Annotated in this window: 25 protein-coding genes; 13 read left to right on the forward strand and 12 right to left on the reverse strand. The window is 33.3% G+C overall.

The genetic code is table 11. From position 1 onward, the window contains the following. Positions 1-1428 (reverse strand): chromosomal replication initiator protein DnaA, encoded by a 1428-nt coding sequence (gene dnaA, locus Q0783_RS16585; protein ID WP_230935629.1) that lies wholly within the window; start codon positions 1426-1428, stop codon positions 1-3. 189 nt (positions 1429-1617) lie between these two features. Here dnaA and Q0783_RS16590 point away from each other — a divergent pair, with 189 nt between their 5' ends. Next, the gene (locus tag Q0783_RS16590) at positions 1618-2028 is read left to right on the forward strand and encodes a thioesterase family protein (RefSeq protein WP_230935628.1); all 411 of its coding nucleotides are present in this window, start codon (positions 1618-1620) and stop codon (positions 2026-2028) included. On the opposite strand, the gene Q0783_RS16595 is transcribed toward Q0783_RS16590, so the two are convergent. The 5 genes from Q0783_RS16595 to Q0783_RS16615 are packed head-to-tail and all read right to left on the reverse strand — an operon-like array spanning position 2025 to position 5575. Further along, positions 2025-2645, reverse strand: a complete 621-nt coding sequence (locus tag Q0783_RS16595; RefSeq protein ID WP_298896991.1) for a YigZ family protein — start codon at positions 2643-2645, stop codon at positions 2025-2027. The two genes, Q0783_RS16590 and Q0783_RS16595, sit on opposite strands and share 4 nt — an antisense overlap. Further along, the gene (locus Q0783_RS16600) at positions 2646-3509 is read right to left on the reverse strand and encodes a DMT family transporter (RefSeq protein ID WP_298896992.1); all 864 of its coding nucleotides are present in this window, start codon (positions 3507-3509) and stop codon (positions 2646-2648) included. After that, on the reverse strand, positions 3506-4123 hold the full coding sequence (locus Q0783_RS16605) for an HAD family phosphatase (protein ID WP_298896994.1): 618 nt from the start codon (positions 4121-4123) through the stop codon (positions 3506-3508). Before Q0783_RS16605 ends, Q0783_RS16600 begins: the two co-directional genes overlap by 4 nt. Next, positions 4110-5114, reverse strand: coding sequence for a bifunctional diaminohydroxyphosphoribosylaminopyrimidine deaminase/5-amino-6-(5-phosphoribosylamino)uracil reductase RibD (gene ribD, locus Q0783_RS16610; RefSeq protein ID WP_298896995.1), 1005 nt, complete (start codon positions 5112-5114; stop codon positions 4110-4112). Before ribD ends, Q0783_RS16605 begins: the two co-directional genes overlap by 14 nt. After that, positions 5111-5575, reverse strand: coding sequence for an LEA type 2 family protein (locus Q0783_RS16615; protein WP_230935623.1), 465 nt, complete (start codon positions 5573-5575; stop codon positions 5111-5113). Before Q0783_RS16615 ends, ribD begins: the two co-directional genes overlap by 4 nt. A gap of 64 nt (positions 5576-5639) precedes the next feature. Between Q0783_RS16615 and Q0783_RS16620 the strand changes: the two genes are divergently transcribed. Next, positions 5640-6131: a GNAT family N-acetyltransferase gene (locus tag Q0783_RS16620; RefSeq protein ID WP_298896998.1), complete on the forward strand. Its 492-nt coding sequence runs from the start codon at positions 5640-5642 to the stop codon at positions 6129-6131. Continuing rightward, positions 6128-6985 (forward strand): peptide chain release factor N(5)-glutamine methyltransferase, encoded by an 858-nt coding sequence (gene prmC / locus Q0783_RS16625; RefSeq protein ID WP_298897000.1) that lies wholly within the window; start codon positions 6128-6130, stop codon positions 6983-6985. Before Q0783_RS16620 ends, prmC begins: the two co-directional genes overlap by 4 nt. Here the strand turns inward: prmC and Q0783_RS16630 are convergent, their stop codons facing one another. Genes Q0783_RS16630 through Q0783_RS16640 form a run of 3 tightly spaced genes read right to left on the reverse strand, consistent with a single transcriptional unit; the run spans position 6986 to position 12459 of the window. Further along, positions 6986-9469: a glycoside hydrolase family 2 protein gene (locus tag Q0783_RS16630; RefSeq protein ID WP_298897002.1), complete on the reverse strand. Its 2484-nt coding sequence runs from the start codon at positions 9467-9469 to the stop codon at positions 6986-6988. Further along, the gene (locus Q0783_RS16635; RefSeq protein ID WP_298897004.1) at positions 9456-10163 is read right to left on the reverse strand and encodes a copper homeostasis protein CutC; all 708 of its coding nucleotides are present in this window, start codon (positions 10161-10163) and stop codon (positions 9456-9458) included. The genes Q0783_RS16630 and Q0783_RS16635 overlap by 14 nt, the downstream gene beginning before the upstream one ends. A gap of 1 nt (position 10164) precedes the next feature. Further along, complete coding sequence (locus tag Q0783_RS16640; RefSeq protein WP_298897006.1) at positions 10165-12459, reverse strand: family 20 glycosylhydrolase; 2295 nt, start codon at positions 12457-12459, stop codon at positions 10165-10167. A 61-nt stretch (positions 12460-12520) separates the two neighbouring features. On the opposite strand from Q0783_RS16640, the gene ligA reads away from it, so the two are divergent. Together ligA and Q0783_RS16650 are read left to right on the forward strand one after the other, a co-directional pair. After that, on the forward strand, positions 12521-14515 hold the full coding sequence (gene ligA, locus Q0783_RS16645; RefSeq protein ID WP_298897008.1) for an NAD-dependent DNA ligase LigA: 1995 nt from the start codon (positions 12521-12523) through the stop codon (positions 14513-14515). 97 nt (positions 14516-14612) lie between these two features. After that, complete coding sequence (locus Q0783_RS16650) at positions 14613-15356, forward strand: hypothetical protein (protein WP_298897010.1); 744 nt, start codon at positions 14613-14615, stop codon at positions 15354-15356. Here the strand turns inward: Q0783_RS16650 and Q0783_RS16655 are convergent. Further along, positions 15345-15734 carry a DoxX family membrane protein gene (locus Q0783_RS16655; RefSeq protein ID WP_298897012.1) on the reverse strand — a complete coding sequence of 130 codons (390 nt, stop codon included), beginning with the start codon at positions 15732-15734 and terminating at the stop codon, positions 15345-15347. The two genes, Q0783_RS16650 and Q0783_RS16655, sit on opposite strands and share 12 nt — an antisense overlap. Positions 15735-15881: 147 nt before the next feature. Between Q0783_RS16655 and Q0783_RS16660 the strand changes: the two genes are divergently transcribed. Beyond that, on the forward strand, positions 15882-16658 hold the full coding sequence (locus Q0783_RS16660) for a hypothetical protein (protein WP_298897014.1): 777 nt from the start codon (positions 15882-15884) through the stop codon (positions 16656-16658). On the opposite strand, the gene Q0783_RS16665 is transcribed toward Q0783_RS16660, so the two are convergent. Both Q0783_RS16665 and Q0783_RS16670 read right to left on the reverse strand, forming a co-directional pair. Continuing rightward, positions 16659-17570, reverse strand: a complete 912-nt coding sequence (locus tag Q0783_RS16665; RefSeq protein ID WP_298756580.1) for a bifunctional UDP-sugar hydrolase/5'-nucleotidase — start codon at positions 17568-17570, stop codon at positions 16659-16661. A 5-nt stretch (positions 17571-17575) separates the two neighbouring features. Further along, positions 17576-18334 (reverse strand): 5'-nucleotidase, encoded by a 759-nt coding sequence (locus Q0783_RS16670; RefSeq protein ID WP_298897016.1) that lies wholly within the window; start codon positions 18332-18334, stop codon positions 17576-17578. A 72-nt stretch (positions 18335-18406) separates the two neighbouring features. Here Q0783_RS16670 and Q0783_RS16675 point away from each other — a divergent pair, with 72 nt between their 5' ends. The 7 genes from Q0783_RS16675 to recN all read left to right on the forward strand — a co-directional run bounded on the left by Q0783_RS16675 (position 18407) and on the right by recN (position 24894). Then, on the forward strand, positions 18407-18925 hold the full coding sequence (locus Q0783_RS16675; protein WP_298897018.1) for a hypothetical protein: 519 nt from the start codon (positions 18407-18409) through the stop codon (positions 18923-18925). After that, on the forward strand, positions 18925-19818 hold the full coding sequence (gene dapA / locus Q0783_RS16680; protein ID WP_298897020.1) for a 4-hydroxy-tetrahydrodipicolinate synthase: 894 nt from the start codon (positions 18925-18927) through the stop codon (positions 19816-19818). Before Q0783_RS16675 ends, dapA begins: the two co-directional genes overlap by 1 nt. Before the next feature lie 107 nt (positions 19819-19925). Beyond that, positions 19926-20741, forward strand: a complete 816-nt coding sequence (gene bamD, locus Q0783_RS16685) for an outer membrane protein assembly factor BamD (RefSeq protein ID WP_298897022.1) — start codon at positions 19926-19928, stop codon at positions 20739-20741. A gap of 12 nt (positions 20742-20753) precedes the next feature. Next, complete coding sequence (locus Q0783_RS16690) at positions 20754-21083, forward strand: DNA-directed RNA polymerase subunit omega (protein ID WP_298756595.1); 330 nt, start codon at positions 20754-20756, stop codon at positions 21081-21083. Positions 21084-21090: 7 nt separating this feature from the next. After that, positions 21091-22302 carry a bifunctional phosphopantothenoylcysteine decarboxylase/phosphopantothenate--cysteine ligase CoaBC gene (gene coaBC, locus Q0783_RS16695; protein WP_298897024.1) on the forward strand — a complete coding sequence of 404 codons (1212 nt, stop codon included), beginning with the start codon at positions 21091-21093 and terminating at the stop codon, positions 22300-22302. Next, positions 22295-23182 (forward strand): DUF4835 family protein, encoded by an 888-nt coding sequence (locus Q0783_RS16700; protein WP_298756600.1) that lies wholly within the window; start codon positions 22295-22297, stop codon positions 23180-23182. Before coaBC ends, Q0783_RS16700 begins: the two co-directional genes overlap by 8 nt. 59 nt (positions 23183-23241) lie before the next feature. Beyond that, positions 23242-24894 (forward strand): DNA repair protein RecN, encoded by a 1653-nt coding sequence (gene recN / locus Q0783_RS16705; protein WP_298897026.1) that lies wholly within the window; start codon positions 23242-23244, stop codon positions 24892-24894. The last annotated feature ends 48 nt before the right edge of the window (positions 24895-24942 follow it).

The following is a 24942-nucleotide window of genomic DNA, read 5'->3' on the forward strand; positions in this document are numbered from 1 at the left end:
TTAAAGCGATAATTTTTTTGAAAGATCTTCAACATATTTTCTAAACTGCTTGTCTGTAGAAGATAAGTTGTCTACAGTTTTACAAGCGTGAAGAACCGTTGCGTGGTCACGTTTTCCAATTTGAGAACCAATACTTGCTAGTGATGCTTTGGTGTATTTTTTAGCAAAGAACATAGCTAATTGTCTGGCTTGAACAATGTGACGTTTTCTCGTTTTAGATTGAAGTGTGCTCACATCCATTTGGAAATAATCAGAAACAACTTTTTGGATGTAATCTATAGAGACTTCACGTTTGGTGTTTTTGACGAATTTTTCAACAATCTCTTTAGCGAGGTTAACTGTGATTTCTTTTTTATTGAACGACGATTGTGCAATTAAAGAAATTATTGCGCCTTCTAATTCGCGTACATTGGTTTTGATATGTTTTGCGACATATTCAATGATTTCGTCTGGCATCTCAACACCATCGCGATATAATTTATTTTTAAGAATTGATACTCGTGTTTCAAAATCAGGGCTCTGTAATTCTGCAGAAAGTCCCCATTTAAAACGAGACAGCAAGCGTTGTTCAATATCTTGCATATCAACAGGAGCTTTATCACTTGTTAGGATAACTTGCTTTCCGTTTTGATGTAAATGATTAAAAATATGGAAGAATACATCTTGCGTTCCTGATTTTCCAGATAAGAATTGTACATCATCAATGATAAGAACATCTATAATTTGGTAGAAATGAATAAAATCATTCCTATTATTCTTCTTTACAGAATCAATATACTGCTGTGTGAATTTTTCAGCAGAGATATATAATACTGTTTTTTCAGGATACTTATCTTTAATATCAACACCAATAGCATGAGCTAAGTGTGTTTTTCCAAGTCCTACACCTCCAAATATTAATAAAGGATTGAACGATGTGCCACCAGGCTTATTTGCTACTGCTAAACCAGCATTTCTAGCTAAACGGTTCGAATCACCTTCTAAGAAATTTTCGAAACTGTAGTTTGGATTAAGTTGAGACTCAATTTTTACATTTCTAATTCCAGGAATTACAAATGGATTTTTGAGTTCAGGGTTTTTATTGTTCAATGGAACATCTACATCTTGAGATTTCAAAGCACCACGATTAGAACTAGGAATCTTTTCTGTAAACGGTTGTTTATTGCCGTAAGTGTTTTCCATTTTGATAACGTAAACTAATTTGGCGGTTTCACCTAATTGTTTGGTAAGGGCTACTTTTAAAATTTTTACGTAGTGTTCTTCTAACCACTCATAGAAAAATTTACTTGGTACTTGAATACTTAAAGCGTTATCTGTAAGTTTTACTGCTACTATAGGCTCAAACCAAGTTTTATAGGCTTGAGGTTGTATGTTGTCTTTTATAAATGACAGACAGTTAGTCCAAACCGATTGCGCAGTTACATCCATTCTCTAAGTTAATTTTTGTATTGTTAGTTAGTTAGCAAAAAAAAGAGAAATTCGAGTTTCTCTGTGTAATTTTAACATGACAAATATGTGAACAAATTTTTTAATAAAAAAATCAAAATGGGTTGATTTTCTAGAATTTTTTCCTCATGTTTAAATCGATTCGAAAATACAAAAAAAATATCAAAAACTATGGTGAATGTTTCCAAATCTGATGAAATACAATTTAGAGTGCGTTATGGCGAAACAGATCAAATGGGAGTTGTGTATCATGGTAATTATGCACAATATTTTGAGATGGGAAGAACAGAATGGTTGCGTAAAATGGGATTTTCTTATAAAGAAATGGAAGATGACGGAATAATGTTGCCTGTAATTTCATTGCATATAAATTACAAAAAGTCAGCGTGTTATGACGACCTCATTAAAGTAAAAACTAAACTTGTTAAAAAGCCAACTGCGAAAATAGAATTTGATTATGAAATTGTAAATGAAAACGATGAAATTTTAACTACGGGAAATTCTATTTTGGTATTTATGGATATTCATAAGAATCGGCCTACAAGATGTCCAGATTATATTTTAGACAAACTGCAAATTTAATCGTTCAACTTCTTAATGTTAATCTCGTAAAGTGCATCAAAAATTTCAAAAATAGATTGTGCGTCTTTTAATCTTACAGAAATTATAATTTCACAACTCAATTCTAGTGTTTGATTTATAATATTTAGATGCTTCTCTTTTACAATCCTCATCACTTTATTCATGTTTTTGTAATCAAAAGAGATAGCATAGTCTATATTGACCGTTTTTGATATAATTGTAGAAGCCTCAAGCGCAAGTTGAGCTCCAGTTTTGTATGCATTTATTAATCCGCCTACACCTAATTTTGTACCTCCAAAATAGCGAACAACGACAATCAGTATGTTGGTTACTTCAAAAGATTGAATTTGACCATAGATTGGCATTCCGGCACTATTATTTGGCTCACCATCATCATTAGCTCTATAGACTAGATCTTCTTCTTGCATACCAAATTGATAAGCATAACACCAATGTCTTGCTTGGTGGTGTTGTTTTTTTAGAACATCTATATGGTGTTTTACTTCGTCTTCAGAAGTCACTGGAAAGGCATAACCAAAAAACTTACTATTACGATCTTTAAATAAAACCTCAGGAGAAGGCTTGGTTATTGTTTTGTAAATATCGGTATCTTTCATTTAGGCCAAAGTTACTATTACTATCGAAATAATAGCGAGCGCTATTCCAATCCAATTCATTTTAGAAATTTTTTCCTTAAATATGTAAACACCTAATAGTGTTGATACCATTACTATCGCTACATTATTAATTGTAAATAGGGTAGAGCTTTCCAGATTTTCGTGATTAAGTGCTTTGAGTAAATAATAAATGGAGAAATAATTGATAATACCTAAAATTGCTCCTCCTAAAATTGTTTTGAGTTGGAATTTTTCTAAGCTCTTAGCGCTTTTGATACATAACAAAATGGCGCCAATACAAAAAGCAAAGGAAAAAATTGTTGCCGAAAAGATAGGAATTCCGTTTTCAGGTAAGTATGTGGTTTCCACATATTTTATCGAAGTGTCTATAACTCCAGTACCTATAAATAATAATAGAGGTAACCATAGACCTTTTGTTATATTATCTGATGTTTTTGGTTTTACTGAAGCAAGGTATACTGCTACAAGCGCTAGAATAATACCCGAAATTTTCTGAAAACCAACCCCTTCATTATAAACATAAATTCCAAAGATTACAGGAATAATCACGCTCATCTTAGCTGCAACAGAGGCTACTGAGAGTCCGTTGCGTTGGGCTGTTAAAGCCATAATGTTAAAAACTGCAATAAATAAGAACCCTAAACCTACTGCGCCATAAATCCACTCAGACCTTATAATATCTTTAATAATAATAGGCTCGTCATAGATCCATAATCCAAATAAACAAGCTGTGAGATAATTAACAACAATGGCCTGGAGCGTATTGATTCTATATGTGTTGAAAAGTTTAAATAGTATGAATATACCTGTAGACGCTGCAATACTAAGTAAGAGATATATCAAAATAATTCTTTTTTAATGTTGAATAGATTGATGACATCCTCTTTGGTTTCATCAATATTCCATGTGTGGATACCTAGTTTAGAAGCGGCATCTGTATTGACTTTAGTATCATCAACAAATAAGCAGGCTTCTGCTTTTAGATCGTTTTCGGTTAATACAAATTCGTAAATATCTCTATTGGGTTTTCTTAATTTGATTTCATGAGACAGATAAAATTTATGAAAGCAGGCTTTAAATTCATCATAGAATGAAACCTTGTCTTTAATCCATGTGATGTGCAAATCATTAGTATTGCTCAGTAAAATGAGTTGGTAGTTATTATCTTTTACTAGTGATTTGATAAACTCTAGACGATGAATAGGAAAGTCTTTCAATATGAAATTCCAAGCATCAACAATGTCTTTTTGAGATAAATGAGGAAAGTTATCAGTATAAAATTCTATGAACTCTTTTGTAGATATCAGACCTTGTTCATACAAAGTATTTATAGCAACCAGATCCTCTGGAAGATCTTCCAACTGAAATAGATTTAGTGCATTCTGCATAGCACCTTGTTTATCTAAATTGATAAAGACATCTCCAAAATCGAAAATAATAGTTTTAATTGTTGACATATATTTTTAAAGAATCTTCAATAATAGGTGTTTCTGAAATGAGCTGTCCTGAACATTGTGGAGCTTTAGTTCCTTTAGAGAAAATTGAAGTCCCAGTGAACACTCTGGCTTCATCCCAGAAATTTTCATCTATAAATGCTTGAAGCGTTTTTGCACCACCTTCTATAATGACTGAATTAATATTTTTTGAATGTAAGAATGCTCCAATTTGTTGCGGAAGCGGTTTTTCGAAATCTGTGTTTGCTTCTGAAATAACTAATGTTTTAGCTTTTGAGTCAAATACCAAATGATCTTTGGATAATTTAGTTATTCTGTCAATGACAATCCTAATTGGGTGTGTTCCTGTCCAATCTCTAACCGTCAAACTCGGATTATCTTCTAGAACTGTACTTGTACCAACTAAAATGGCTTGCTCTTCTGCTCGCCATTTGTGCACGAGTTGTCTAGAACGCACATTTGTAATCCAAACAGGTTGTTTTTTATCTTTCGAAATAGGTGCAATAAAACCGTCTTTGGTTTCGGCCCATTTCAATATGATATAAGGTCTCTTTTTATTGTGAAATGTAAAAAAACGTTTGTGATGCGTTTTGCATTCATGTTCTAAAACACCAACAGTCACATCACATCCAGCTGCTTTTAGTTTAGCAATACCTTGTCCAGCTACTTGCTCATTATCGTCAATACATCCAATCACTACATTGGGAATATTATGTTTAATAATGAGGTCACTGCAAGGAGGTGTTTTTCCAAAGTGAGCACAAGGCTCTAGAGTTACATATAGTGTAGCTTCTTTGAGCAAGCTTTTGTCCTGAACCGAATTAATAGCATTTACCTCTGCATGTGCGCCGCCATAAGCACTAGTGTAACCTTCGCCAATAATTTGATTTTGATATACGATCACGCAACCAACCATTGGGTTTGGCGCTGTTGTGCCTAACCCTTTTTTTGCAATAGCGATGCAACGTTTTATGTAGTTTTCGTGTGCGGTCAAAATTTAATTTTTACCATTTCTGTTTCATCTACAGGATAAGTATATGAGAATCCTAGCGTTTTGTAGATAATATCACCTTTATATTGAACTTTGATCTCTTTATTAATGACACTGTTTAAAATATTTCCAAGTATATTCTTATTGTCGCTTCTTAAAATACTATCTGTATCTACTTTAACTTTTAGAGGAATGGTGAATTCTTTTTTTGCTGGTACTTTGAAACTTTCAGAAGATACATGGGCAACTTTCACATCATTAACATATACCGAAATGTTATCACTTTCTAATCGGCCGCCTACATCATTAGGGTTTTGAAAAATCGCATTAGCCTTTAATGTTATTGTTTTTGATGTAGACTCATCAAGTTTAATATCTTCAATAGCAACAAACAAGGGTTTTTCATTAACACTACAATTAAAACATACTAGTGATACTGTTAATAATAAAATGAATTTTCTCATCTCTTTAAAATAGATTTATCTGTATCTTCATACCGAAATTAGAAAGCAAAAATACTACAATAAAGTGAGTCAAGATAATATCATTATTAGAGAAATTCGTCCAGAAGATAATCCGCAAATTGAAGCCATAATCAAAGGTTGTTTTCCAGAATTTAAAATTCCGTTGAAAGGCACGGCTTATGAAGATGCCGAAACACCCTTTATGTATGAATCTTATCAAGGTGATAAAGAAATATATTATGTGGTTGCAAATGATAAAGAAGTTTTAGGTGGAGGGGGAATCAAGCCATTAAAAGACTACGATGGCAATGTTTGTGAGCTTCAAAAAATGTATTTCTCGCCTAAAGTTAGAGGGAAGGGGTTTGGTAAAAAAATGTTTACCAAATGTTTAGAGGCTGCCAAAGATTTTGGTTTTGAGACTTGCTATTTAGAATCGGCATCGCAACTTAAAGCGGCTATCCATATCTATGAGCAATTCGGATTTGAGCACAGGAATGAGCCTTTAGGTAACACAGGACACTATTCTTGTGGTGTTTGGATGACTAAAGCACTATGAGGTTAAAGGATATTCAGGATATTTATCATAAAGAGTTAGATGCTATCTACGGAAAAAATGAAGTAGATGCGTTCTTTAATCTTGCTATTGATTATTATTTGAAACTCGATAGGGTACATCTTTTAATGGAGCCTGATTATTCGATTACAAAAATAGAAGAGCAGCCACTATTTGAGACTTTGAGTCAGTTGAAATTAGAGAAACCTATCCAATATATTTTAGGAGAAACTGAGTTTTTTGGTTTGCCCTTTAAGGTTAATAAATATACATTAATTCCGAGACCAGAAACAGAGGAGCTAGTGGCTTTAATCTTGGAAGATTTTAAAGGACGATCTTGTAAGATTCTTGATATAGGAACAGGTACAGGTTGTATTGCTATTTCATTGGCAAAGCATAATGAATATGCAAGTGTATCTGCTGTTGATATTTCCGAAGATGCTATAATCATAGCAAAACAAAATGCCGAGATTAATACTGTAGATATAAACTTTATAACAGATGATATTTTAAATTCTCGCCATACCGAATCTATTTCTGGATCTCATGATTATGATGCTATTGTCTCTAATCCGCCTTATGTACGACATATGGAGAAAACAGAAATAAAACCTAATGTACTAGATCATGAGCCGCACCTCGCGTTGTTTGTAGATGATGAAAATCCGTTACAATTCTACAAAGCGATTTGTGAATTTGCGCAAACACACTTAAAAGAGAGTGGCGTTTTATATTTTGAGATTAATGAGTATCTCGGTAAGGAAATGGTTAAGCTCTTAACTAATTTCAATTTTAAAGACATTGAATTAAAACAAGACTTGTTTGGTAAGGACCGAATGATAAAAGGTGTTAAGTGATTAGTCTATCAAGTCATTTAAGGTCTTTATCTTTAAATCATCTAAATGTTCTGCATCAGTCTCAAATTCAATTTCTAGTATTTCACCAGGTTTCAAATCAAAATAGTTATCACTAAAATGCCCCTTGGCATTGGCTTGAAGAAATACATTCTTTTGAAGTGTAGTGCTGTGTAAAAAGATTTTGAATCCTTTTTGGGTTTTAGCAATGGTTTGATTTACTGGCGCTTTTTTAAGTTTTAGATCTTTGGGTTTTGCTAAGTAAGAGATATAGCTTTTGCCGTTTAATGTCGTTAACACATAAACGTCTTCATAGTCAATATCTAAATCCTTTAAATCAAGTTCATTAATTAAAATACTTGAAGTATTATATAGTGTGGCGTCAAAATTACGTGTCCAAAGCATATCGCCATCAAAATTGAATATCATTTGAAACTCATTATGTACATCTATTTGTTTCAAACCATCATTTATCAAATACGTTTTTAAACTATTGTTTTCAACACTAGTTGATACTATTATATTATCAAAACTTTTCTTAGCATGATAATGCAACGCTTTCCAATTTCCGAAGTAATCAATACTCGACCAAGATACAGCTGGCCAACAATCATTAAGTTGCCAATACAAAGTACCCATATTGTAAGGTCTAGCTCTACGATGAGCCTCAATGCCTTTTGTGATACCGTAAGCTTGTAATAACTGACTCACATATACGTAATCTTCAGCATTAGTTGGAACAGGAAAATCACGTTGCATATATTCGTCAATGAGTTGAAATCCGCGCACATGCTTTTGATGGTTTTTAAAGCTTTCTGAAGTAATATTTATAGTATCGCTCTGGTTGATATAACGAATAGCTTCATAACTAGGAAACGATTGAAATCCAAACTCACTCATAAATCTTGGGACATTTTTTTCAAGATGTTCAAAAGGATAAGCGTCATGCCAAATCCACCAATCATGAGCGTCACCCTCTGTTTTGTATTTCGGGTTTCCGCGACCGTATTTTGGTGAAGACTCCCAGTATGGAATATCAGTAAGACCTTTAACAGTATTAGGTAAAATAGAATCAAAGACTTTAAGGTAGTTATTCCAAATGTCCTCTTTTTCTTCATCACTTCGGTTAGCTTGCCAACCCCAACGATGCCAACCTTCGGAGTTTTCATTGTTGCCGCACCATAAGACAATGGAAGCGTGGTTTCTCAATCGTTTTACATTTTGAGTGGCTTCCAGTTGTATGTTTTCAAGAAATGCGTTGTCTCCTGGATACATAGCACAGGCGAACATGAAATCTTGCCATACTAAAATACCTTTTTCATCACACAGATCATAGAAGATGTCATTTTCATAGATACCACCTCCCCAAACTCTAAGCATATTCATATTAGCATCAACAACATCATCTAAAAGTTTTTCATAATGTGCATCAGTCACTTGGTTCTGCATGCTGTTTTGCGGAATGTAGTTTGCACCTTTCATATAGACATCAATACCATTAACTTTGAAATAAAAAGATTCCCCATGGTTATCTTTTTCAGTAACAAGCTCAACCGTTCTAATCCCTTTTTTTGTTGAAATACTATCAAGAATGCTATTGCCGTTTTTTACAACAACTTTGATATCGTATAAATAAGGGTCACCTAAATTATGTGGCCACCAGAGATTAGGGTTTTTAATATCTACTTGTGTTGTCCAACTGTAACCTTTAAAAACGTCTTTTGAAGTTTTATATAATTCATCATTAATGTAAATTTCATAAGTTAGGTTTTTATCTAATTCAACAGATGATATTTTTTTTATATCTAGGAATAATTTAGTGATTGAATTTGCAGATTTTTGATGTGTAACTTGGATGCTTTCTAGTTTAAAGTCATTCCAGGCATTTAATGTCACAGGTCGCCAAATTCCACTAGTATTAAGTTTTGGTCCCCAATCCCAACCATATTGAAATTGTGCTTTTCTAGTAAAAATACGATTTCCTTCAGGTAATTGATAATTGAGTTTTTCTTTATCGTGTTCTTCGGAAATAGACGTACGTTCAAATACAATGCGTAAGTTGTTTTCTGATGCCAAAATCGATTTCACATCAACTGAAAATTCTCGAAATGCATTATTTGTTTTGAGAATTAAGCTATCATTTAAAAAGACAGAAGCATACGTGTCTAAACCTTTAAAGTTTAGCGAAAGGTGTTTTTTATTGAGTGTTTCTTTAGCTACTGAAAATGATGTTTTGTATTCCCAGTCAGTATCAGAAATCCATTGCAAACTGTCTTCATTAGCACCAATAAATGGATGCTCAATCCGCTTATTGTTTAAAAGATCTGAATGTACATTTCCAGGAACTGAAGCCGGCTTCCATAAAGAATCATTAACGGCTTTAAAAGACCAATTGCTATGTAGATCTATTGCTACTGGGACATCATGTTTTGGTCGACAGCTCATCAACATTAATACCGTTATGACTAGAATACTATAGGTTTTCATTAATTGTTTTTAAAATGGCTTTTATTTCATTTATGCTAGAAACGGTTTGAGGTGTATTTCCAAAATGGACAGAACTTTCGGTAGTTATGACTTCTGAAGCAGACGCATGTAATTCTTTAAAACCAGCATCTTTAAAAGCCTTTGTGTTTTTAGAAGAGACACCACTTCCAATTAAAATCGTGATTCGGTTATCTGCTTGTTGATTTAATGTTTTCAAAAGATCTAATCCATTAATAGCTTTTGGTTGTTGACCAGAGGTCAAAACCCTTTCAATACCAAGATCAATAAGTTGCTCTAAGGCTTCTTTTGCGTTTGGAACCATATCAAAGGCACGATGAAAGGTAAATGATAAAGGTTTTGATAATTCGACGAGTGCTTGCGTACGTCCAATGTCTATAGTGTGATCAGGATTTAAAACACCAGATACAATACCATGACATCCTAAGTCTTTACAGATTTGAATATCACTTTTAATAATCTCGAATTCTTTTTCAGTATAGCAAAAGTTACCGCTTCGAGGTCTAACGAGCACGAAAGTTTCAATATCTAATGTTGACATAACTTCTTTTATCAACCCAAAACTAGGTGTAATGCCTCCAATGGATAATTCACTGCAAAGCTCAATGCGATGTGCTCCAGCTTCTTGAGCATGTTTAGCAGATTGGTAGGAGTTGGTACAGATTTCTAATAGCATACTAGTTGATTATGATTTCGTCTATAAAAGTCCAAGCTTTATTACCAGCACCTTGTTTACCATCTGGAATGGTTCCGTAATTTTTGATATATAGTTTTATATATCTTGTTGTTACACCTTCAAAACCCATTCCCGCAGACGCAATGTTTTTTGAATCAGGTGAAAATATAAGTGTTAAACCATTACCATAAAGACTTTCTGTTTCAGTTTTGAAAAGATCTACTTTGATCTCACTTGGAATATAGATCCATTGTCCATTACCATTATAAAACCTAGTTTGAATTGAATTAATTTCAGTGTCTTCGCCCAAATCAATCATAATCTCAATATCCTCTCCCCAAAACCCTAACCATTCTTTGTCTCCATATCGCGAGTCACTTCCAGAAATTCCATTAATCAATCCTTCAGGTCCACTTCCAGAGTAAGACTTATGTGGTGTTTTGTTAATGGTGATTGTTTTGCCAACCGCTTTGTGATAGTTGATGGTTTCAGAAAATACTGTACCTAATTGTTTTTCAGAATTAAACACTGCAGCTTTAATAGTTTGGCTTGTATCTATAGGAATAGCTTGTGTGTATATTTCCGAAGTTAAATTGGGCTCAGAACCATCTAATGTGAATCTAATATGTTTATCCTGTATTGTTGTTGAAAGGTGATAAGATGTGGTATTGTTTTTTGAAACGAGTTCCCCAGAAATCTCATAGAGATGGTTAGCATAGTTTATGTTTAATGCGTCTAGTCGTTCATTAAAATGTTCAACACGTTGAGTAAAATTTGTGTAATCTTTATTGTTGTCTTTTGACCAAACGACCTCGCTCATGGCTAACATCCTTGGGAATGCCATATATTCTACGTGCTCTTGAGTTGGCATATATTCTGTCCATATGTTTCCTTGAGCGCCTAAGATATATTTTGATTCCTCTTGATCTAATTCTTCAGGAATAGGGTTAAAATTATAGACTTTTTCAAGAGGTAGAAATCCACCAATAGCAGTGGGTTCATCGGTATTGGTTGATTGGTAATAATCAAAATAGCAATGTGATGTAGGTGTCATGACGACATTGTGTTTTTGTTTGGCTGCTTCCACAGCACCTTTAGTTCCTCGCCATGACATGACTGTGGCATTAGGGGCTAAGCCGCCTTCTAAGATTTCGTCCCAACCTATAATTTGTTTGCCTTTAGCGTTTAGGTAAGTTTCTATTCGTGTAATAAAATAGTTTTGAAGCTCGTGCTCATCTTTTAAACCTTCAGACTTGATGCGATTTTGGCATTGCTGGCAGGTTTTCCATTTCGTTTTTGGCGCTTCGTCTCCACCAATATGAATATACTCACTTGGAAAAAGGGCAACAACTTCATCAAGTACATCTTCTAGAAAATTAAAGGTTTCATCTTTAGAACAATAAATATGTTCAAAAACACCCCATTTTGTGGCAACATCTACTTGTTCGCCAGTGCAACCTAGATCTGGATATGCCGAAATAGCTGCTTGAGCATGACCAGGTAATTCAATTTCAGGAATAACAGTTACATGACGACTTTGAGCATAGGTAACTATATCTTTGACTTCCTCTTGAGTATAAAATCCACCATAACGCTTTCCATCAAATTGATGTGGTTGGTCGCTATAATGGCCAATTAGTGTTTCATTTCTAAAAGCAGCAACCTCTTGAAGTTTTGGATATTTTTTAATCTCTATACGCCAACCTTGATCTTCGGTTAAATGCCAATGAAAAGTATTCATCTTTAACATGGCTAAAGCATCTATGTACTTTTTGATAAAATCTACAGAAAACATATGTCGTCCAACATCTAAATGCATACCTCGATATTTGAATTGAGGAGCGTCTTCAATAGAAATACATTTAATAGGAACACGAATATCCGCATGCGTTTTATTTTCGAAACCAATAGGTAACAACTGCCTTAGTGATTGTACGGCATAGAATGCGCCTTGATCTGTTTTTGCTTTAATAGTAATAGATTTAGTGCCAACATCTAGCTTATAGCCTTCACTATTGTCAATTGAAGCATCATATATAAACAGGATGTCATCAGAATTTGTAAGCGTGATATTGCTATTGTTTTCAATAAAAGACTTTAAAAATGTTCCGGAAACTTCAAATTTTGAATCATAAGATAAGCCTGTTGTACGTGTTAACATAAAAAAACCATCGGTTATGATTTGGTGATTAGGAGCAGGAATTATTTGTGGGTTTACGTAAGGTAGTTCTTCGTTTTTACAATTGAATAAAAAGCTGATAAAAACACTGAGTGCTACAATTTTTTTGAATGACATTTTAGTATATTAGTGTGCTTTAAATATAAGGTAAAAAGATAACTTTTTCACGACAATTTTAATGAGTATACAACAAAAAATTCAAGACCTTCGCAATGAATTACGCGAGCATAACTATAATTATTACGTTCTTGATAATGCCACAATAAGTGATTACGAGTTTGATGTGAAACTCAAGGAACTACAGGGATTAGAAGCACAACACCCAGAATTTTATGATCCAAATTCCCCTACATTACGAGTTGGTGGAGAGGTGACTAAAAATTTCAATACGATTGTTCATGAGCATCGTATGTATTCATTGGATAATTCGTATTCGAAGGAAGATTTGTTGGATTGGGAAAAACGAATTAAGAAACTTGTGGATGGAGAGGTGTATTACACTTGTGAATTAAAATATGATGGCGCTTCAATAAGTTTGACTTATGAAAACGGAAATTTACTACGAGCAGTGACTCGAGGTGATGGCACTCAAGGCGATGAGGTTACTGCTAATATCAAAACAATTAAATCTGTACCATTACAGCTGAAGGGTGATTTTCCACCTAAGTTTGATATTAGAGGAGAAATTGTATTGCCTTTTGAAGGATTCAATAAAATGAATGAAGAACGTTTAGAAGCAGGAGAGGAGCCTTATCGAAATCCGAGAAATACAGCTTCTGGAAGTTTAAAACTTCAAGATAGTGCCGAAGTAGCGAAACGCCCTTTAGAATGTTTATTATACAATATTACAGGGCATAACCTTGGATTTAATACGCAATTTGAAACTCTAGACAAAGCTAGACAAATGGGTTTTAAAGTTCCAGACGCTGCGAAACTAGCAACTTCTATTGATGAGGTATTAGAATTCATAGCTTATTGGGATGTACATCGTCATGATTTGCCTTATGAAACTGATGGTGTTGTAATTAAAGTGAATAATCTTCAACAACAGGAAGAGTTAGGATATACAGCAAAAGCACCACGTTGGGCCATGGCTTATAAGTTTAAAGCAGAGCAAGTATCTACTCGTTTAAATGAAATCACCTATCAAGTGGGAAGAACTGGAGCGATTACGCCTGTTGCTAATTTAGAACCCGTAGAATTGGCAGGTACTACTGTAAAGCGTGCATCATTACACAACGCGGATCAAATAGAAAAGCTGGATATTAGGGAAGGTGATGAAGTGTTTGTTGAAAAAGGAGGAGAGATTATTCCGAAGATTATTGCTGTTGATATGAGTAAGCGACCAGTAAACTCTGTACCAACACAGTATATAACGCATTGTCCTGAATGTCAAACCGAACTTATAAGACAGGAAGGAGACGCTAAGCACTATTGTCCTAATTATAATGGATGTAATCCTCAGATTATTGGGCGTATACAACATTATATTTCTAGAAAAGCTATGGATATTGAGGGTTTGGGAGGTGAAACTGTAGCGTTATTGGTTAACGAGGGTTTGATTTCTAACTATTCAGATCTATATACCTTAAAAAAGGATGAAGTGATGCCATTAGAGCGAATGGCTGAAAAAAGTGCAGAAAACTTGATTAATGGTATAGAAGCATCCAAGCAAATCCCTTTTGAACGGGTTTTATTCGCTATTGGTATTAGATATGTAGGTGAGACTGTTGCAAAAAAACTAGCGAAACATTATAAGAGTATAGATGCGATTGTTGAAGCTACAGTTGAAGACTTGGTATCAGTTGATGAAATTGGCGATCGAATAGCCGATAGTGTTGTGGAGTTCTTTGCTTCAGAAGAAAATAAGACGATTATTCAAAAACTGAGAAATCATGGATTGCAACTAGAAGTGTCTGCGGATAAGCTGGCAAATCAAACCGATAAACTAAAAGGGTTGTCTATAGTCGTTTCTGGAGTATTTGAAACAGTTTCAAGAACTGAACTCAAAAAACTAATTGAGGATAATGGCGGAAAGGTCTCGTCTTCAATCTCTTCTAAGACCAATTTTTTAGTGGCTGGTGATAAAATGGGACCAAGTAAGCGTACTAAGGCAGAAACATTAGGTGTGGAGATAATTACAGAAAAAGACTTCTTATTAAAGTTGAAATAAAAATCCTACAAAAAGTTATTTTTTATCGATTAAATGCATTTTTTAACGTTTATATGTATTTTTTGTATATATTTGCTTTGCTATTAAGGAATAAATTATGTACTCAAGTAAAATTTTAGGGATTATACTCATACTGCTGAGTATACTATTTCTAGGACTACAGTCTTTAGGAAAAGAGTTTGATGCTTTTGGTGTCAAAGCTCTGGCTATGATGTTATTGACTATTTTGTATTTCGTCAATGTAAAACGAAAGCATATTTTATTTATACTGTTTTTAGTGACTTATGCTGCTGCCGAAATACATAATTATTTTACTTACAATCACTTTCCTCCAGAAAATGCGACTTATGATATTCATTATCTTATTGGAAACGGACTTTACATTTCGGCATATTTATTTTTAATAGCTAGAATTTTATCCATTATGAACTTCAAAAAAGCGATTTTGAGGTTTTCAATGCAGACGTTGCTTCTTTTCGCTTTAGGTATTTTTGTAGTTTACATGATTACTGATTTATCTAAAGAGGGGATAGGGCTTGACTATGGTTATACTGTAGAAATGGTGTATAATTCTATTATCATGTTTTTAGTCTGCTTAGCATTGGTTAACTATATGTATAATGATAGCAAAAAATCTATGAATCTACTTATAGGTTGTATATGTATAGTGTTTTCCGAAGTCATTCAAATAGCTTACTACTATATTTCAGATTTTGATAATACTTTAAGTGTTATCTACTCATTCTTTTTAGTAGGTGCATTTGTATTCTTTTACCTTCAGTCAAGGTTAGCCCATGAGTACAATGCTGTCTATGAACAACATCAAGAATTAAAAGCTTAACTTCTTTCCAATTATTGGAATATCTTTTCTGTAGATATAAAGAACAACAAATGATAAGATAAACGTTGCAACAGCGGTATAAAATAGCACGCCTCCATCACCTTTTATTTCAATACCTAGTTGAGTTAAGTGCATTAATATAGCGCCACCAATAACACCTAAGGTTAAAGTTGCACCAGCCCAAGCAGTTTTTTTGAACAGTAATAAGATCCCAGCAATTAATTCGGTAATTCCTATTCCTATTCTTCCTACAGGTTCTAATCCAACTTTTGTGAAAATATAAATACTGTCTTCATGTCCTGTAAATTTAAATCGTAATGTTTGGATTAAAATTACAGCTACGATAATTCTTAAAATGAGTGGAAAATGTTTTTTCATAATATAATTGTATTGTGTATTAGACGATTAGAAAAATAAACCCTACACAGATTTCTAAAATTTGACAAAAAATCGACAAAACGCACATTTTATACGTTGAAATACATAATTTTTATTATATTTGTCTCACCCAATTAAAAATCTACCATGCAAAAAAAGCAAAAAATAAGGCCAAATATGGCTTTAGTTATAGTCTTATTTGTGTTGCTATTGGCTACATCTATTGCGACTTATTTTGACTATGTTATTGTAACAAAAATAGCTAAGTTAATAACAGTTACGGTTTTGCTTACATTTTATTTTTGTCAGCTTAACAAGATGGCTAATGTATTTTTAACTCTGTTTTTAGTCTTTTTTATTGGTGATGCGTTATCTGTGTTTGATTTTGGAGCACTATCTTCCAAATTGTCTAAATCCATGTACATTGGAGCTTACCTATTACTCATTTTTGTACTTCTTGGGAAGTTGAAGCGTGTTAAATTTGAAGGTTTGGTTAGCGTATATTTAGTGCTTGTATTAATGCTCAACTCATATTTCTTGTATACTTTATATGGTGTAGCTAAAGAAAATTTTGTAGATACTGTGAATTTGGTTTTGTATGTATGCCACGGAATTACACTTATAGCTATGACTTATTTTGCTTTTGCGGTTTATTTAAGTAGAGAAACAGCACAATCAATTACATTTTTATTAATGGTCTTTTGTTTTGTGTTTTCAGATGTATTAAACTATATCTGTAATTTGTATGTGTACTTTTGGATTTTTGAGGTGTTTGAAAAAGTGCTTCATACAGCAGGATTGTTTCTTTTGTATAAATATGTATTTGACCATCATATGAATAGGAATAGTGATAAACGAATTAATTTTTCTGAGTACTTCATCCCTACCACAGAATCCTTACGCGAAATACAAGTCAATCTATAGTTAGACAATTATAGACTTACCATTTGCTGCTTTATTCTTATCGGCATCAAAGTAAAAATCTATTCGTCCTAAATTAATACCATAACAGCCAACTTGGTTTACCAAAAGGTTTTCTCCTATAGAATTTTTAACAACTGTAGGTTTTTTTAGAAATGTATGTGTATGACCTCCAATTATTAAATCAATATCTTTTGTGACTTCCGCTAATTTAAGATCACTAATTTTTTCTGGACGATTACGGTAATTATACCCTAAATGAGAGAGGCAGATGATGAGATCACATTGTTCGTCTTGTTTCAATATTCTTGTCATTTCTTGAGCGGCTTCTGTCGGGTCTAAATACTTAGTTTCTTTATACATTTTTTTGTCTACAAGTCCGCTCAATTCAATGCCTAGTCCAAAAACCCCAATTTTAATACCGTCTTTAACAATGATGCGATAAGGTTTAACATGGGTATCCATAATCGTATTTGTAAAGTCGTAATTAGCTGAAACAAAATCAAACTCAGCATGCGGTAATTGTGCATAAAGACCATCAATACCATTGTCGAAATCATGGTTTCCTATGGTAGCTACATCATATTTAAGCATACTCATAAGTTTAAACTCAAGTTCTCCACCATAGTAATTAAAATAAGGTGTGCCTTGAAAAATATCGCCAGCATCTAATAATAATGTATTTGGATTCTCCTTTCTAATTGCAGCTATTAAGCTTGCACGTCTAGCAACACCACCTTGATTTGGATTTCGTCCATCATCTGGTCCAAAAGCATCAATATGACTGTGAACATCATTAGTATGTAATATGGTAATCTTTTTTGTTGCAGGAGCGAATGATGTTAAGCCCATTCCTCCAAGACCAATTAAAGCCGATGCTGCAGCTGTTTGTTGTATAAACTCTCTTCTTTTCATAGTCATTAGTTTTTTAGCTGAATAAAGCGGTTATCAATAACAGGATTAAGGGTGTCTATCTTAGTAAAGTAGTCAATAAGGACATTTCTAATTTTATAATCCAAAACATAAAGGCTGTCATTAGTTTTAAAGAAATCCATGCGGTCTCCTCCGTTGTATAAATAATCGTTAGTGGCAACATTATAGGTCTTATTAAAATCTATATTTTGTCCATTAAGACCAGCAGATTTAAAATTACCATTGACATCCAAAACTATATTCAATTTTGAAATAGGATGTGCTCGTTTAGCTTTGACGAGATAGTCAATAAGTTCTTTTACTTGTGCGCCTTTTAATTTGACAACTACAGTGGAGTTGTCAAATGGCATCACTTCGTAAGCGGTTCTTGTAGTCACATTTCCTTTAGAAATAATAGCACGTATACCACCGTGATTTAGTAATACAAAATCAATATCTTCTCCAGTTCTGCCTTTAAAAATTGGGTTGGATTGTTCGTAAACGGCATCTGCCATCATGTTGCCAATGGCTGTATTATATTCACCATCTCCTTTAGAATAGGTATCTACAGCGTAGGTTAAAACACTATCTAGGTTAGCATTAACATGGTCTCTGTAAGGCTTGATAAAGTCTTCAACAGCTTGATCTATGTCTAGGCTGTCAGAAATATTAATTTGCTTTCCTTCAACTTTATTGAGATGCACCTCTTTTTTACAAGAGCTAAAAGCAACTAGGCAAACGAGAAGTATAAAATGTTTATAATTCATAGAATTTATTGTGAAATGTTTAGAATATCGTACGATGTGTTTTTACTACATTTGTACAAAGCATAAATATAAATGATTTTAAAGGCATTTAAGACAAAATCAAATCAAAAATACATCAACAAATTGTTAAGTGCTAGGAGTGTTGCAGTTAGTAACACCAAAATGAATACTGTTGGTGTTATTCTGAATATGAGTGAATATTCAGATTTTGAGTCGTTTAGAATATATTTTAAAGAGTTGGGAATTCATGAGGCAAAAACCAAAATTATCGCTTTTGTCGAAGATCCTAAAGATTCTAATGTGCTTTGGGATACCTATTTCAACCCTAAAGATTTTGGTTGGAAAGGAAAGATAAATAATATCGACTTACAAACCTTTATAGACACAAAGTTTGATGTATTGATTTGCTATTATGAAGAGCATCATTTAGAGCTTGACATGATCACAGCGCTATCTAAAGCAAATTTTAAAGTGGGTTTAACAAATGATGATCAACGTTTTTACGATTTGATGATTGATATAAAACCGAAAGAGTTTTCAGTTTTTAAAACAGAAATGAAAAAATATTTAACAGTTCTAAATAAATTATAATGACTAAATTTCATGGTACAGGTGTGGCTATTATTACACCTTTTAATGCAGATCTTACCGTAGATCACAATGCATTAGCAAACTTGGTAAACTTTAACATAGACAATGGCACCAATTATATAGTAATTAGCGGTACAACTGGAGAAAGTGTGACTATCACTAAACATGAAAAACAGGCTATTATTAAAACAATTGTAGAAGCCAATAATGGGCGAGTGCCTTTGGTTTTAGGTATTGGTGGGAATAATACAGCTCAGGTTATTGATGAAATTAAAACAACAGATTTAAGTGCTATAGATGCACTTTTATCAGTCTCACCTTACTACAGTAAGCCACAGCAAGAAGGAATTTATCAACACTTTAAAGCTATCTCTGAAGCATCTCCTGTTGATATTATTTTGTATAATGTTCCTGGTCGTACGTCATCAAATATGACGCCAGAAACAACCTTGCGCTTAGCAAGAGATTTTAAAAACATTATTGCGGTAAAAGAAGCTGGAAATAATGTGCACCAGTACTTAACATTATTAAGAGATAAGCCAGAAGATTTTTTAATCATATCTGGAGATGATGATCTTGTACTTGGTGTTGTATTAGCTGGAGGAGCTGGCGTTATATCGGTTTTAGGTCAAGCGTTACCTAAGCAATTTACGACAATGATAAATCTAGGATTGGAAGGAAAGGCCAAAGAAGCCTATAAGATTCATTTTGGTCTTATGGAAATGACATCACTTATTTTTTCTGAAAATAATCCTGCTGGTATAAAAGCAGTTTTAGAAGCATTGGACTTATCAAAATCTACTGTTAGATTGCCATTAGTTGAAGCAACAAGTGATCTTAAACAAAAGATTAAAATGGCACTTCAAAAAATAGAAGGCGAGATAAATAGTTAAATATTACTTAAACATAATAGCAGCCTAATTTCAACCGTTATTTTAGCATGAAATTTAGTTTTTATAATACGTTAGAAATACGTACTTTTGCAACCTGTTTTTTATTTATGAAGAAATTAGTTTACTTATTAGCAATTCTTTTAGCATTTAGTTCATGTAGTGAATATCAAAAGGCATTAAAGTCTGAGGATATAAAAACTAAGTTTGAGGTTGGTACTCAAATGTATGATGCTGGTAAATGGTCTAAGGCCAATAGAATTTTCGCTCAAATAGTACCCAATTATAGAGGGAAACCTCAAGCAGAAAAATTGATGTATATGTATGCGAGATCATTTTATGAAATGAAAAGTTACATAGAAGCCGGTTATCAATTAGGTCGATTTGAAAATGCATATCCAAACAGTGAAAAGGTTGAAGAAATAGCATTTTTAGCTGCTAAAAGTTATTATCAAGTGTCTCCTGTTTACAGTAAAGAACAGCAAGAGACTGTGGAAGCTCTAGAAAAACTTCAATTATTTGTAAATAAATATCCTAATTCTGAACTCTTGCCAGAAGCGAATAAGTTGATCAAAGAATTAGATTATAAATTAGAACGCAAAGCATTTGAAATTGCAAAACAATATAATAGAGTTGCTTATTTTGAATCTTCAGATTATGAAGCAGCAATAAAAGCTTTTGATAATTTCTTGGCAGATTTCCCTGGAACATCTTTCAAAGAACAAGCGATGTTTTATAGGTTAGATTCTGCATACAAATTAGGAATCAACAGTATTGATGCTAAAAAAGAAGCAAGATTAAATACAGCTATCAATTATTATGATAGTTTTAAAAAGTTTTTTCCAAATTCAGAATTGCTGAAAGATGCAGATAAGATGAATGAAGAAATGACAACAGCGGTACAACAATTTAATACAAAAAGTTAATTTACATATATAATGGATTTAAAGAAAACCAATGCTCCTGTTACAACAGAAACTTATGATAGAAATGTCATTGACGCTCCAACAGATAATATCTATGAAGCAATTTCTGTGATCTCAAAAAGAGCAGAACAGATCAACACTGATATCAGACGTGAGTTAGTTGACAAACTTGAAGAGTTCGCAACATATAACGATAGTCTTGAGGAAATCTTTGAAAATAAAGAGCAAATCGAAGTGTCTAAGTTCTACGAAAAATTGCCTAAGCCACACGCTTTAGCTGTTCAAGAATGGTTAGACGACAAGATTTATTACAGAAATACTGAAGACGACGTTCAGGAATAATACAAGCATGTCAATATTAAGCGGCAAAAATATACTATTAGGCATAACTGCTGGTATCGCTGCTTACAAGACAGCTAGCCTAGTAAGGCTATTTATAAAAGCAGGTGCTAACGTAAAGGTCGTTATGACACCTGCTTCTAAAGACTTCATCACACCTTTAACACTTTCAACTTTATCAAAAAATCCCGTCTATTCATCATTTACTAATGAAGATGATGATAATGCTATGTGGAATAATCATGTAGAGCTAGGACTCTGGGCTGATCTATTTATTATCGCACCAGCAACGGCAAATACCATGTCAAAAATGGTAAATGGCACTTGTGATAATCTATTGTTGGCGACCTATCTTTCTGCAAAATGCCCTGTCTATTTTGCACCAGCGATGGACCTAGATATGTATAAACACCAATCTACTATAAATTCTTTTGAAAAGTTGAATGCCTTCGGAAATGTGATGATACCTGCTACATCAGGAGAATTAGCAAGTGGTCTTGTGGGTGAAGGTCGAATGGCAGAACCTGAAGATATTGTTTCTTTTATAGAAAATGATGTTTTAGATAAATTGCCTCTAAGAGGAAAAAAAGTATTGATAACTGCTGGTCCAACTTATGAAGCAATAGACCCTGTACGATTTATAGGAAATCATTCTAGTGGTACAATGGGATTTGAAATTGCCAAAGCAGCAGCTAATCTTGGAGCTGAAGTGACTCTTGTTTCTGGTCCGTCATCGCAAGTGGTAACTCATAGTTTGATCAATGTGATTAGAGTAAAGAGTGCGCAAGAGATGTATGATGAAGTACATAAATATTTTGCTTCAGTTGATATTGCTATACTTTCTGCTGCTGTAGCCGACTATAGACCAAAAAATGTGGCAGATCAAAAAATAAAAAAGAAGGAAACAACGTTTACTATCGAGTTAGAGAAGACTAAAGATATTTTAAAGTCTTTAGGTGCTATTAAAAAGCTACAATTTCTCGTAGGTTTTGCATTAGAAACCAATAACGAATTAGAGCATGCTAAAGGTAAACTTGAATCTAAGAATCTAGATTTGATTGTTCTTAATTCTTTAAATGATAAAGGAGCAGGTTTTGGTGGTTCAACAAATAAAGTTACTTTTATAACAGCTTCTCATGAGATTATAGCTCATGAGTTAAAATCTAAGGCAGAAGTAGCGAAAGACTTAATGCAACAAATTTTAAAACAAACAGATGCGTAATTTCATATATATTCTATTAGCTTTAATGACAACGGTGTCTTGGTCGCAAGAACTAAATTGTAATGTTGTAGTAAATGCACAAAAAACTGGTAACGAAAATGTGCAAGTGTTTAAAACACTAGAACGTCAGCTAACAGAATTTATTAATAATACCAAATGGACAGACAAGTCCTTTAAGCCTCAAGAGCGTATAGATTGCGGGATGGTGATTACTATCGAAAATTATGATACCGATTTGTTTCAGGCTACACTACAGGTACAAAGTACACGCCCTGTTTTTGGTTCTACCTATGGAACACCTATCTATAATTATAATGATAAAGATTTTAACTTTCAATATTTAGAGTTTCAGAACTTCGTCTACAATCCAAATCAATTTGAGTCTAATTTAGTATCGATGATTACGTTTCATATATACATGATGTTAGGGTTGGATGCAGATACATTCTCTCTTAAAGGAGGAGAAGAATATTACAAACAAGCTCAAACTATTGTTAATTATTCACAGCAAAATAATGCAAAAGGTTGGAAGTTGTCTGATGGTCAACAAACACGTTTTGTTTTGATAGATAATGTGCTGTCACCAACGTTTAAAGAGTTTAGAGATGTTATGTATAATTACCATCGCAAAGGCTTGGATGAAATGAGTAATGATGCAAAAGAGGGCAAACAAACCATTGCAAAAACAATTACAGATTTACAGACTCTAAATAATCGTCGTCCAAACTCGTATTTAATGCGTGTGTTTTTTGATGCTAAATCAGATGAGATTCAGGACATATTTAGTGATGGGCCTTCGGTTAATGTATCTGATCTTATATCTACATTAACTAAGATTGCACCTTTCCATGCTGCCAAATGGCGTAAAATAAATTTCTAAGCTTTCACTTGTTTTATACTTAATTTCAGTATTTTCATACTGTAATTATTACTGCTTAAATGCTAACACAACTTACCATAAAAAATTATGCGCTTATTGATGAACTTCATGTAAGTTTCAATAACGGTTTGTCTATTATTACAGGGGAAACCGGAGCTGGAAAGTCTATTTTGTTAGGAGGACTGTCCTTAATTTTAGGTAAACGAGCAGACCTTAGTAGTATTAAAGACTCGTCAAAAAAGTGTATAATTGAAGCGACTTTTGACGTTGCTAAATATAATTTGAAGTCTTTATTTGATACTGAAGATTTAGATTATGAGGCTTTCACTATTATTAGAAGGGAGATTTTACCTTCAGGGAAGTCTAGAGCATTTATTAATGATACTCCAGTAAATTTAAATAACCTCCAGGTTATAGGTGAGCACTTATTAGATATTCATTCGCAGCATCAAACTTTGCAGCTTACCAATGATGATTTTCAATTTCAAATTATTGATGCTTTAGCAGATAATTCAAATAGTTTGACTGCCTACTCCGAAGCGCTTAACAGTTACAAAGATTTAAAATTTCAGTTAGAAGCTGTGCAAAAGCAAAAAGCAGAGTCTATAAAAGAATTTGACTATAATTTGTTTTTATTAAGGGAATTGGATGAAGCTAAATTGGTGTCTGGAGAACTGGAAGCATTAGAAAGTGAGTACGAAACGCTCAATAATGTTGAGGAGATAAAGGAAAAATTAGCCCATTCTCATCAGTTGTTAAATAATGATGATGTAGGCATTATAAATCATCTCACAGAGGTCAAAAATCTATTAGGTAAATTATCTGGCTATGGAAAGCAATATGAAGATGTTTCTCAGCGTGTTGCTAGTACTTTAATTGAATTAGATGATATTTTTTCGGAAATTGAACAGCTTGAAGATCAGTTAGAGGCAGATCCAAATCGCCTGGATAGTGTCAATACTAAATTACAGGTCATTCACAACTTGATGCAAAAACATACCGTATCATCTGTGGAAGAACTCATTACTATTAAAGAGAAGCTATCTCAAAACGTTTCTATGACTGAAAGCTTAGATGCTGTCATTATTGAAAAAGAAAACGAAATAAATGATTTAGAAAGGCAATTAAAGTCTATGGCTATTTCTATTCACGATAATCGAGCAGCAATTATTCCAGAGTTAATTCAGCAATTGGAAACGATTTTATCAACATTGGGAATGCTTAATGCTAAATTCAAAATAGAATTGGAAACCTCAGATTCATTTTTAACAAACGGTACCGATCGTCTGCGATTTTTATTTTCAGCAAATAAAGGTGGTCAGTTTAATGATCTTAAAAAATCAGCTTCTGGAGGAGAATTATCAAGAATCATGTTGGCTATTAAATCGGTTTTATCAAAATACAAACAGTTGCCAACCATAATGTTTGACGAAATAGATACTGGTGTATCTGGTGAAATTTCGAATAAAATGGCTGGTATTATGCAGCAGATGAGTAAAACGATGCAAGTATTTACCATTACACATTTACCACAAATAGCAGCAAAGGGCGATTCTCATTTTAAAGTCTATAAAACAGATATAGATAATGTGACTCAAACCCAGCTTAAAAAATTAAATCCAGATGAACGTATTGTTGAGATCGCAGAGATGCTTGGAGGTATAGATGTTACAAATTCAGCTATAGAGCATGCAAAACAATTACTCAATTAATACTATCTTTGAACCATAAATAATCAACTAACATCTTAATTATATACG

Source organism: uncultured Psychroserpens sp. (assembly GCF_947500255.1).
Lineage (GTDB): Bacteria > Bacteroidota > Bacteroidia > Flavobacteriales > Flavobacteriaceae > Psychroserpens.

Excerpts from the sequence above, each read along its gene's own strand:
- dnaA (WP_230935629.1), bottom strand. The coding sequence starts at position 1,428 with ATGGATGTAACTGCGCAATCGGTTTGGACTAACTGTCTGTCATTTATA.
- Q0783_RS16590 (WP_230935628.1), top strand. The coding sequence starts at position 1,618 with ATGGTGAATGTTTCCAAATCTGATGAAATACAATTTAGAGTGCGTTAT.
- Q0783_RS16595 (WP_298896991.1), bottom strand. The coding sequence starts at position 2,645 with ATGAAAGATACCGATATTTACAAAACAATAACCAAGCCTTCTCCTGAG.
- Q0783_RS16605 (WP_298896994.1), bottom strand. The coding sequence starts at position 4,123 with ATGTCAACAATTAAAACTATTATTTTCGATTTTGGAGATGTCTTTATC.
- Q0783_RS16615 (WP_230935623.1), bottom strand. The coding sequence starts at position 5,575 with ATGAGAAAATTCATTTTATTATTAACAGTATCACTAGTATGTTTTAAT.
- prmC (WP_298897000.1), top strand. The coding sequence starts at position 6,128 with ATGAGGTTAAAGGATATTCAGGATATTTATCATAAAGAGTTAGATGCT.
- Q0783_RS16630 (WP_298897002.1), bottom strand. The coding sequence starts at position 9,469 with ATGAAAACCTATAGTATTCTAGTCATAACGGTATTAATGTTGATGAGC.
- Q0783_RS16635 (WP_298897004.1), bottom strand. The coding sequence starts at position 10,163 with ATGCTATTAGAAATCTGTACCAACTCCTACCAATCTGCTAAACATGCT.
- Q0783_RS16640 (WP_298897006.1), bottom strand. The coding sequence starts at position 12,459 with ATGTCATTCAAAAAAATTGTAGCACTCAGTGTTTTTATCAGCTTTTTA.
- ligA (WP_298897008.1), top strand. The coding sequence starts at position 12,521 with ATGAGTATACAACAAAAAATTCAAGACCTTCGCAATGAATTACGCGAG.
- Q0783_RS16650 (WP_298897010.1), top strand. The coding sequence starts at position 14,613 with ATGTACTCAAGTAAAATTTTAGGGATTATACTCATACTGCTGAGTATA.
- Q0783_RS16655 (WP_298897012.1), bottom strand. The coding sequence starts at position 15,734 with ATGAAAAAACATTTTCCACTCATTTTAAGAATTATCGTAGCTGTAATT.
- Q0783_RS16660 (WP_298897014.1), top strand. The coding sequence starts at position 15,882 with ATGCAAAAAAAGCAAAAAATAAGGCCAAATATGGCTTTAGTTATAGTC.
- Q0783_RS16665 (WP_298756580.1), bottom strand. The coding sequence starts at position 17,570 with ATGAAAAGAAGAGAGTTTATACAACAAACAGCTGCAGCATCGGCTTTA.
- Q0783_RS16670 (WP_298897016.1), bottom strand. The coding sequence starts at position 18,334 with ATGAATTATAAACATTTTATACTTCTCGTTTGCCTAGTTGCTTTTAGC.
- Q0783_RS16675 (WP_298897018.1), top strand. The coding sequence starts at position 18,407 with ATGATTTTAAAGGCATTTAAGACAAAATCAAATCAAAAATACATCAAC.
- dapA (WP_298897020.1), top strand. The coding sequence starts at position 18,925 with ATGACTAAATTTCATGGTACAGGTGTGGCTATTATTACACCTTTTAAT.
- bamD (WP_298897022.1), top strand. The coding sequence starts at position 19,926 with ATGAAGAAATTAGTTTACTTATTAGCAATTCTTTTAGCATTTAGTTCA.
- Q0783_RS16690 (WP_298756595.1), top strand. The coding sequence starts at position 20,754 with ATGGATTTAAAGAAAACCAATGCTCCTGTTACAACAGAAACTTATGAT.
- coaBC (WP_298897024.1), top strand. The coding sequence starts at position 21,091 with ATGTCAATATTAAGCGGCAAAAATATACTATTAGGCATAACTGCTGGT.
- Q0783_RS16700 (WP_298756600.1), top strand. The coding sequence starts at position 22,295 with ATGCGTAATTTCATATATATTCTATTAGCTTTAATGACAACGGTGTCT.
- recN (WP_298897026.1), top strand. The coding sequence starts at position 23,242 with ATGCTAACACAACTTACCATAAAAAATTATGCGCTTATTGATGAACTT.